General features: G+C 73.0%; 9 protein-coding genes. 7 read left to right on the forward strand and 2 right to left on the reverse strand.

All coding sequences use genetic code 11. The features are described 5' to 3' along the window. The first annotated feature begins 39 nt into the window (after nt 1–39). The 5 genes from FHL79_RS09650 (at nt 40) to FHL79_RS09670 (ending at nt 6,379) form a co-directional block, all read left to right on the forward strand. Nucleotides 40–873, forward strand: coding sequence for a helix-turn-helix transcriptional regulator (locus tag FHL79_RS09650; RefSeq protein WP_138758387.1), 834 nt, complete (start codon nt 40–42; stop codon nt 871–873). A gap of 52 nt (nt 874–925) precedes the next feature. Further along, complete coding sequence (locus FHL79_RS09655; protein WP_138758388.1) at nt 926–2,035, forward strand: NAD(P)/FAD-dependent oxidoreductase; 1,110 nt, start codon at nt 926–928, stop codon at nt 2,033–2,035. Nucleotides 2,036–2,186: 151 nt separating this feature from the next. Further along, a complete protein-coding gene (locus tag FHL79_RS09660; protein WP_138758389.1) occupies nt 2,187–3,392 on the forward strand; it encodes an HNH endonuclease signature motif containing protein in 1,206 nt (401 codons plus the stop codon). 104 nt (nt 3,393–3,496) lie between these two features. Further along, nucleotides 3,497–5,446 carry a potassium transporter Kup gene (locus FHL79_RS09665; RefSeq protein ID WP_138758390.1) on the forward strand — a complete coding sequence of 650 codons (1,950 nt, stop codon included), beginning with the start codon at nt 3,497–3,499 and terminating at the stop codon, nt 5,444–5,446. Between the two features lie 81 nt (nt 5,447–5,527). After that, nucleotides 5,528–6,379 carry a mycofactocin-coupled SDR family oxidoreductase gene (locus FHL79_RS09670; RefSeq protein ID WP_138758391.1) on the forward strand — a complete coding sequence of 284 codons (852 nt, stop codon included), beginning with the start codon at nt 5,528–5,530 and terminating at the stop codon, nt 6,377–6,379. A gap of 47 nt (nt 6,380–6,426) precedes the next feature. Here the strand turns inward: FHL79_RS09670 and FHL79_RS09675 are convergent, their stop codons facing one another. Together FHL79_RS09675 and FHL79_RS09680 are read right to left on the reverse strand one after the other, a co-directional pair. Next, nucleotides 6,427–7,227, reverse strand: a complete 801-nt coding sequence (locus FHL79_RS09675) for a CPBP family intramembrane glutamic endopeptidase (protein WP_138758392.1) — start codon at nt 7,225–7,227, stop codon at nt 6,427–6,429. A 25-nt stretch (nt 7,228–7,252) separates the two neighbouring features. After that, nucleotides 7,253–7,525 (reverse strand): DUF4190 domain-containing protein, encoded by a 273-nt coding sequence (locus FHL79_RS09680; protein ID WP_138758393.1) that lies wholly within the window; start codon nt 7,523–7,525, stop codon nt 7,253–7,255. A 258-nt stretch (nt 7,526–7,783) separates the two neighbouring features. Here FHL79_RS09680 and FHL79_RS09685 point away from each other — a divergent pair, with 258 nt between their 5' ends. Both FHL79_RS09685 and FHL79_RS25505 read left to right on the forward strand, forming a co-directional pair. After that, on the forward strand, nt 7,784–8,026 hold the full coding sequence (locus FHL79_RS09685; RefSeq protein ID WP_138758394.1) for a hypothetical protein: 243 nt from the start codon (nt 7,784–7,786) through the stop codon (nt 8,024–8,026). 235 nt (nt 8,027–8,261) lie between these two features. Beyond that, nucleotides 8,262–8,482, forward strand: a 221-nt coding sequence (locus tag FHL79_RS25505) for a hypothetical protein (RefSeq protein WP_218938407.1), incomplete at its 3' end; no start/stop codon positions are given.

The raw sequence follows: 8,482 nt of genomic DNA on the forward strand, positions 1-8,482 counted from the left end.
GTACCACCCACGTCGCCGCCGGTGGGCGACGATGGGCGCATGGCTGATCGAGGGGACTTCGCTGCGCTGCTGCGCGCGTGGCGCGAGCGACTACGACCTGCTGCGGTCGGCTTCCCCGCCGGCAACCGCCGCACCAGTGGCCTGCGCCGGGAGGAGGTCGCCCTGCTGGCCGGCGTCTCGGTCGACTACCTCGTCCGGCTGGAGCAGGGGCGGGCCGAGCGCCCCTCGGCGCAGGTCGTCGCCTCGCTCGCCCGGGTGCTGCAGCTCTCGGACCTGGAGCGTGACCAGCTCCACCTCGCCGCCGGCCTGCCGGCCCCACTGCCCAGTGCCGTCCCGACGCACATCCCCGGCAGCGTGCAGCGGCTGCTCGCCCGCCTCCCGGACGTCGCGATCGGCGTCTGGACGGCGCACTGGACACTGCTCACCGCCAATGCGGCGTGGGAGGCGCTGCTGGGCCAGATGCGGCCCGGCCTCAACCTGGTCCTCGCCCAGTTCGCCGGCACCGCCCCGCAGGTCGTCTGGGACGCCGGGGACCACGAACGGCACGAGCGTGCGCTCGTCTCCGACCTACGGACCGCGCTGATCCGCTACCCGGACGACCCGTCCGTCCGGGCGGTGCTCGCCGAGCTGCAGGCGTACGAGCGCTTCGTGCAGCTGTGGGCCGAGGGCACCGTCGTCGAGCACCGGTTCCAGGCGAAGACGTTCGTGCACCCGCTCGTCGGTGAGGTGACGCTCGACTGTGACGTCCTCACTGCCATCGGCACCGACCTGCGCATCGTGGCCTACACGGCCGAACCGGGCACCGAGGACGCGTCGCGGTTCGACCTGATCCGGACGGTGGGGATGACCGAGGTCGGCGGCCCGTCGCGCTGAGGCGTGCGCCATGTCGTGTTCCTCCCGCGGCGCGGCTGGCTACCTGGGCGGCATGGGACAGAACGGTCGACGGGTCGCCGTCGTCGGTGGGGGAGTGCTCGGGACGTCGACCGCGGCGCAGCTCGCGGCCCGGGGGGCCGCCGTCACCCTGGTCACCGACGGTCGGCTGGCCAGCGGGGCGTCGGGGCGGTCGCTGTCCTGGCTGAACTCCGCCGGCTCCTACCCGCCTGCGTACCACCGGCTGCGGATGCTCGGCCTCGACCGGTACCGCACCTTCGCCGCGCGGGACGACGCCCGCGCGGCCATCGCGTTCGACGGCGGGCTGCGCTGGGGCGAGGGCGTCCGGGAGTCCTTCGAGCAGCAGCGCACGATCGGCTACCCGACCGAGTGGCTCGCCCGCGAGGAGGTGGCCGGCCGGGTGCCCGGCGTCGACCCGGCCGCTGTGCCCGCCGAGGGCGCGCTGCTCAACCCGGCCGAGGGCTGGGTCGACCTGCCGTCGCTGGTCGACGAGCTCGTGCACGACCTGGTGGACGCGGGGGGAGAGGTGCGCACCGACGCGGGCCGGTGCGCGCTGGTCCGGGACGGGGACCGGGTCGCCGGGGTCCGCACCGCCAGCGGCGACGTCCTCCCCGCCGACGTCGTGGTCCTCGCCACCGGCGCCGCCGTCCCGGGCAGCCTCGCCGAGCTCGGCGTCGACGTCCCGGACGGGACGACGAACGCCCTGCTCGTCCGCACCCCACCGCTCGACCACCGGCTGCGCGCCGTGCTCAACACCCCGCGGGTCGCGGTCCGCCCGGCGCCCGGCGGAGGAGTGGTCCTCGACGCGGGCTGGGCGGAAGAGGAGGTCGTCGGCCGGGGCGACGGCACGTTCGAGGTCCAGGACTCCACGGTCGCGGGGCTGCTCCGGGAGGCGTCGGCGGTGCTCGCGGGCAACCCCGCGCTGACCGCCGCCTCCTGCGGCGTGGGGCGGAAGCCCGTCCCGGGCGACGGGTACCCGGTGCTCGGTGCCGTCTGTGAGGTGGGCGGCCTGCACGTCGCCTTCACCCACAGCGGCGCCACCATCGGGCTGATCGCGGGTGAGCTGCTCGCCGAGGAGATCGTCACCGGGGTCCCCGACCCACTGCTCGATGCCTTCCGCCCCGACCGCTTCTCACGCGACTGAGCCCGGGGTCCCCGCGCGGCGGTCCACGGGGGGCTGTCAAGCCGCTCCGGGAATCTGTGGACAAGCCTCTGACCTGCGGATACGTCTTGTCCAGGCGTCGCCTCTGCGGTAGTATTCGTACGCTTGTTCGAAGACGTGGAGGGGGTGCCCGGTGGGCGAGTTGCAGTCCGCATTGGACGCCCTGGCCGCTGAGGACCTTTTTGCCCTTCCCGCGGGTGCGGTGCTGGACCGGGCGACTCTGCTGATGACGGTGGTCAACCGGGCGACTGCGGAGCTGACCCGCACCGTCCGGCACGCCGATGCCACCGGCGCCGCGGAGCACGACGGGAAGAAGACGATGCCGTCCTGGCTGCGTGGGCACGGGCACCTGTCGGCGGGGGAGGCCGGGCGGCTGGTGCGCTCAGGCCGGGCGTTGGAGCACCTGCCGGCCACCGCGGCGGCGTTCGCGGCCGGCACCCTCACCGCCTCGCAGGTGGCGGTGATCGCCCCGATCGCCGGGGAGGCCGAACGGGCCGCGGCCGCCGAGCAGGACGTCGACCTGGGCGCGATCGACCGGGCGCTGGTCGCCGTCGCTCACGGTGAGGCCCATGACCGGCTCGCCCAGGTGGTGCACCACTACCGGGAGGCGCTGGACCCCGATGGCACCGAACCGGACCCCACCGAGGGCCGCCAGGTCCAGGTGGCGCGGCACGCCGATGGGCGCCGGTCCATCCGCGGGGAGCTCGACGCGGTGAGCGGGGAGAAGTTCGAGGCCGCGCTGGAGTCGATGGTGCAGGCCAACCGGCCCCAAGGCGATGACCGCACCCGCGCCCAGCAGCTGGCCGATGCCCTCGTCCAACTCTGTGACAACGCGCTGGCCTCCGGTGGGTTGCCGAAGCTGCGGACGGTGAAGCCGCAGGTGGTGCTCAACCTCGACATCGACGACCTGATCGACCCCGCCACCGGCCCGGGTGCGGCCCGGACCGGGTTCGGTGGGCAGATCTCCGCCGCCCGGGCCCGCTGGCTGGCCTGCGACGCGAGCATGTCGAGGATCGTGATGGGCCCCGACGGGGTGCTGCTGGACCTGGGCCGGGACCACCGGGTGGTCACCCCAGGCCTGCGCAAGGCCGTGGAGCTGCGGGACGGGCACTGCGTGTTCGCCGGTTGCGGCGCCCCGACCTACTGGTGCGACGTCCACCACCTGACTCATTGGATCTTCGGTGGGGAGACCAGCCTGGAGAACTCCGGGCTGCTGTGCAAACGGCACCACACCAAGGTCCACCACGGCTTCCGGATCGAACGAGTTCCCGGCGGCCGATGGCACACCTACCGCCCCGACGGCACCGAGATCCTCATCGGAACACTCCTCCGGATCTGACCAGCGGCGATCCACGGCGGGGTGTCCACCCGCGGGGTGATCCGGAAGAGCGCCGCACAGCCGGCGGGACGACACTGGTTCGTCGTGCAACCAAGGAGTGACTCGTGACCGAGTCCGTCGCCACGCCGGAGGCCGCGGAGGACGCTCGGCCGCCGCACCGGTCGCGAGCCGCGCATGCCGGCCGCGGACTGGTCCTCGCCGCGCTGGGCATCGTGTTCGGCGACATCGGCACCAGCCCGCTCTACGCCCTGCAGACCGTCTTCTCCATCGACGACGGGGCCGTCCGACCCACCCCGGGTGACGTCTACGGCGTCATCTCGCTGATGTTCTGGTCGGTCACGCTGATCGTGTCGGTGAAGTACGTCGGCGTGGTGATGCGCGCCGACAACGACGGCGAGGGCGGCGTCATGGCCCTGGCCGCGCTCGCCCGGCGGCTCTACGCCGACCGCGGACGGCCGACGAAGTGGTTGCTGCTCATCGGCGTCCTCGGCGTCTCGCTCTTCTACGGGGACTCGGTCATCACCCCGGCGATCAGCGTGCTGTCGGCAGTCGAGGGACTCGAGGTCGCCGCGCCGAGCCTGAGTCACGTCGTCCTGCCCATCGCGGCCGTCATCCTCACCCTGCTCTTCGCCGCCCAGCGCTTCGGCACCGGCCGGGTCGGCCGGCTGTTCGGCCCGGTCACCGCGCTCTGGCTCGCCGCCCTGGCGGTGGGCGGACTGGCCGAGGTGCTGCCGCACCCGGAGGTGCTCAAGGGCCTCTCGCCGACGTACGCCCTGCTGTTCGTCGTCGACCACCCGGGCATCGCGTTCGTCGCCTTCGGTGCCGTCGTCCTGGTGATCACCGGTGCCGAGGCGCTCTACGCGGACATGGGGCACTTCGGTCGCACGCCGATCCTGCGCGCCTGGTTCTTCCTGGTCTTCCCCGCGCTGGTGCTCAACTACCTGGGCCAGGCGGCGCTGATCCTGCACCACCCCGGTGCTGCCACCAACCCGTTCTTCCTGCTCTACCCGCACTGGTCGCGCATCCCGATGGTCGTCCTCGCCACCGCGGCGACGGTGATCGCCAGCCAGGCGGTCATCTCCGGTGCCTTCTCGCTGTCCCGGCAGGCGATGCAGCTCGGGCTGCTCCCGCCGTTGACCGTGCGGCAGACCTCGGAGGAGGAGAGCGGCCAGATCTACCTGCCCGGGGTCAACGCGATCCTCTTCGTCGGCGTGCTCGTGCTGATGCTCAGCTTCCGCTCCTCCGAGCGGCTCGCCACCGCCTACGGCGTCTCGGTCACCGGCGCGCTCGTCGTGGACACCCTGCTGCTGCTCGTCGTCGCCCGGGTGCTGTGGCACTGGCAGCCGTGGAAGCTCGCCCTCGCCGCGGTCGGGTTCGGCGGGGTCGAGCTGGTCTTCCTCGCCGGCAACCTGTCGAAGGTCCTGCACGGCGGGTGGCTGCCGCTGCTCATCGCCGTCCTGGTCTTCACCGTGATGACCACCTGGCGGCGCGGCCGGGAGATCGTCAGCGCCAACCGCCGGACCATGGAGGGGTCGCTCGCCGACTTCGTCGAGGAGGCCCGGCACCACGGCAAGCCCCGGGTGCGCGGCGTCGCGGTGTTCCCGCACCCCAGCAAGGAGACCGTGCCGCTGGCGCTGCGGGCCAACGCCCAGCACAACCACGTGCTGCACGAGACGGTGGTGATCGTGTCGATGGGCGCGGCCAACGTGCCGCACGTGCCACCGGAGGACCGGCTCGCCGTGGACGACCTGGGCTACGAGGACGACGGCATCCAGCACCTGTCCGTGACGCTCGGGTTCGCCGACCCGCCGGACCTGCCGGCGGCGCTCCGCCAGGCGCACGCGGCCGGGATGATCGAGCCGCCGACCGCCGACCTGGACGACGCGTCCTACTTCCTGTCCCGCGGGTCGATCCGCCGGACGTCGGCGCCCGGCATGGCGCGCTGGCGCAAGGCGCTGTTCGTCGGGCTGGCGCACACCGCGGCCAACCCGGCCGCCTACTTCGGGCTGCCGCCGGACTCGACGGTGACGATGGGGAGTGACGTCGAGGTCTGACGGACGGTCGTGGCACAAACTGCCACGTGGGTGACAGAGTCGGTGCCGGCAGCCGCCGCACCGATCCTGGAGGAGAACCCGATGACCACCCCGGTCCCCGAAGCGCCCGTCCCGCACGACCCCATCGCCCGTCGGTTCGAGGGCAAGGTCGCCTTCATCACCGGCGCTGCCCGTGGCCAGGGACGAGCCGAGGCCGTGCGCCTGGCGGCCGAGGGTGCGGACGTCATCGCCGTCGACATCGCCGCGCAGGTGCCCGAGACGCAGTACCCGGGCTCGACGCCGGAGGACCTCGCCGAGACCGTCCGCCTGGTCGAGGCGCTGGACCGCAGGATCGTCGCCTCGCAGACCGACATCCGCGACTACGACGCGCTCAAGGCGGCGCTCGACGCCGGCGTCGCCGAGCTGGGGCGATTGGACGTCGTCATCGCCAACGCCGGGACGACGACCGCCGCGCGGGCCTGGGAGATCGACGCGGCGCACTGGGCCGAGCAGATCGACACCAACCTGAACGGGCCGTTCCACACCGCCAAGGCGGCCATCCCGATCATGATCGAGCAGGGCACCGGCGGCGCGATCGTCTTCACCAGCTCGGTCGCCGGGCTGCGCGGGCTGCCCTACCTCGCCGGCTACGTGGCCGCCAAGCACGGGGTGACCGGGCTGGCCAAGACGCTGGCCAACGAGCTCGCCGAGCACCGGATCCGGGTGAACACGGTGCACCCGCACGGCGTGCAGACCGGCCTGACCGTGCCGGAGCTCTTCCCGATGATCTCCGACGCCAGCCCGGCGCTGAGCACGCTGTACATGGGCCAGCTCCCCGACCCGGTCAGCCAGGCCGACGACATCGCCGCCGCCGTCGCCTGGCTCGCCTCGAACGAGGCGCGGCACGTGACCGGCATCCAGCTGCCGGTGGACCTCGGCCGCACCAACCGCTGAGCACCGGGTGCGCGGCCGGCTCCCCGGGTCGGCCGCGCACCGCTCGGTCAGCTGAGCAGCAGCACGACCGCGACGGCCAGGGCGTTGCAGGTCGCGTGCACCATGATCCCCGGCGTCAGCCGCCCGGTGATCCGGACCAGGTGGCAGTTCACCAGCCCGAGCACGCCGACCGAGCAGGCCAGCGTGACGGCGCCGGCGACGGTGTCGACCTCGTAGACGTGGAAGGCGCCGAACAGGAACGTCGACAACCCCGCGGCCGGCCAGAAGCTCATCCGGTGCATGAAGCTGCGCAGCAGCAGCCCGCGGAACATCAGCTCCTCGGCGATCGGCGCCAGGACAACCGCGACCACGACGAGGACGACGATCGAGACGACGCTGCCGTCACCGCCGGTGAGGTTGCTGGCCTCCGCCAGGGCCCTGCCGCCGGTGAGGGCCAGGGCGATGACGCTGACCACGGTGCGCCCGAGGTAGGCGAACCCGACGCCGGTGATCCACGGCAACCAGTCGGACCGGCGCACCCGGTCCAGGCCGAGGGTCTGCCGCCACCCACCACCACGCGCGGCGAGCGGCCGGCCGAAGGCGACCAGCACCGCCAGCAGCACCAGCTCCAGACCGATGGAGAGCGCGGCGACGCCGATCGTGCGGCCGGTGCCCCGGTCGGGCAGGGCGCCCGAGACGAAGCCGGAGCCGACGATCAGCGCCGCCAGGCCGACCAGCGGGCCGAGCCAGCTGCGGACGCCCCAGGCCTGCGGTGCGGTCTGCTGGGCGGTGCGGATCTGCTCGTCGAGCACGGTCCGCTCGATCAGCGGCGGACGCGCCCGGGGTGCCCCGTCGGTGGCCGTGGTCATGACCTCGGGAGGACGAGCGGCGCGCTCAGCTGGAGAGGGCGACCGCGTAGACCACCATGACGACGAGGTCGGCGATGCCGAGGACGATCGCCGCGATCGACATGCCCTTGTGGCCGGCGCCCCGGTTGGCCCGGGAGAGACCGATGCCACCGAAGATGATCGCCAGCGGGCCGAGGACGATCGGGAAGAAGAGCAGGCCGACGAGGCCGCAGACCAGGCCGGCGATGGCCAGGCCGTTCCCGACGTGGTTCTGCTGGGCGTTGCCCTGCTGGCCGGTGTACCCCGCGCTGTGGGTCATGACGTTCCCTTCTCGGCTGGCGCGGCGGACTGCCGCAGACGCCATCTACCCACAGTCACGACCGCCCCAGTCCCGTTTCACCCGATCGTGTGACCGGGGCCTCAGTCGGTCCGCTGGCCAGCACGTTCACGCCGACCGACGCCGTGCGGGTGGTGACACAGCGTCAGACGTCCTGCGTCCAGCCGCAGACCGACCCCTTCGAGGGAGACGGCACCCCCCGCCGTCCAGCGCCCGGCCCGGCATCCCGACCATCCGGGCATGTACACCTACCGCGCGACGGTCGCGTTGCCCTTCTCCCACCGGGAACGGGCCATCGCTGCGCTCCGGCAGGAGGTCGTCCGGCTGTCCACCGCCGAACGCGGGCTCGAGGAGCCGGACTGGACGACGATGAGCATGACCGGCCCCGAGGAGATGTACGGCCCGCGCGGCGAGGTGCTCTTCGAGTACCGCGGCACCGTGCGGGGGCGCAACCTCGCCGAGCGGCGCGCCGGCCGGACCTGACCCCTCCCGAGCGTCTCGACACTGCGGAACGGCACCGTTTCGCTCACGCAGCAGACCCGTTCGTTCACACCACGTAGCGCGACCCGCGCGCCGGTCACTCTCCGGCCGCCGAGCTGTTGACCTGTGACTCTCCGCAGATAAGAGTCTGCCGTTCAACGCATCGGGGGTCCCCCGTGCGGTGGTGGTCGATGACCTGGGGTCACCGTCGGAGCCTCGGCGGGGTGCGGAGGGCGTGGTGGAGAGCACCGCCGAGCAGCGGTCTGCCGCTGCTGCGCGCTGCCCGTCCGGCCGACGCGACACCACCTCACCGGCGTCCTGGGTCCGTCGTCTCCTCCTCCTCGGCGCCCTCCTGGCCGGCCTGTGGGTCGTCGGGGTCGGCACCGCACAGGCCGACGAGGGAACCGTGGGCACCGGCTCGGCGACGGTCGAGACCCCGGGGGCACCGGTCCCGGAGAC

Source organism: Modestobacter altitudinis (assembly GCF_005930475.1).
In the GTDB taxonomy this organism is placed as follows: Bacteria; Actinomycetota; Actinomycetes; order Mycobacteriales; family Geodermatophilaceae; genus Modestobacter; species Modestobacter altitudinis.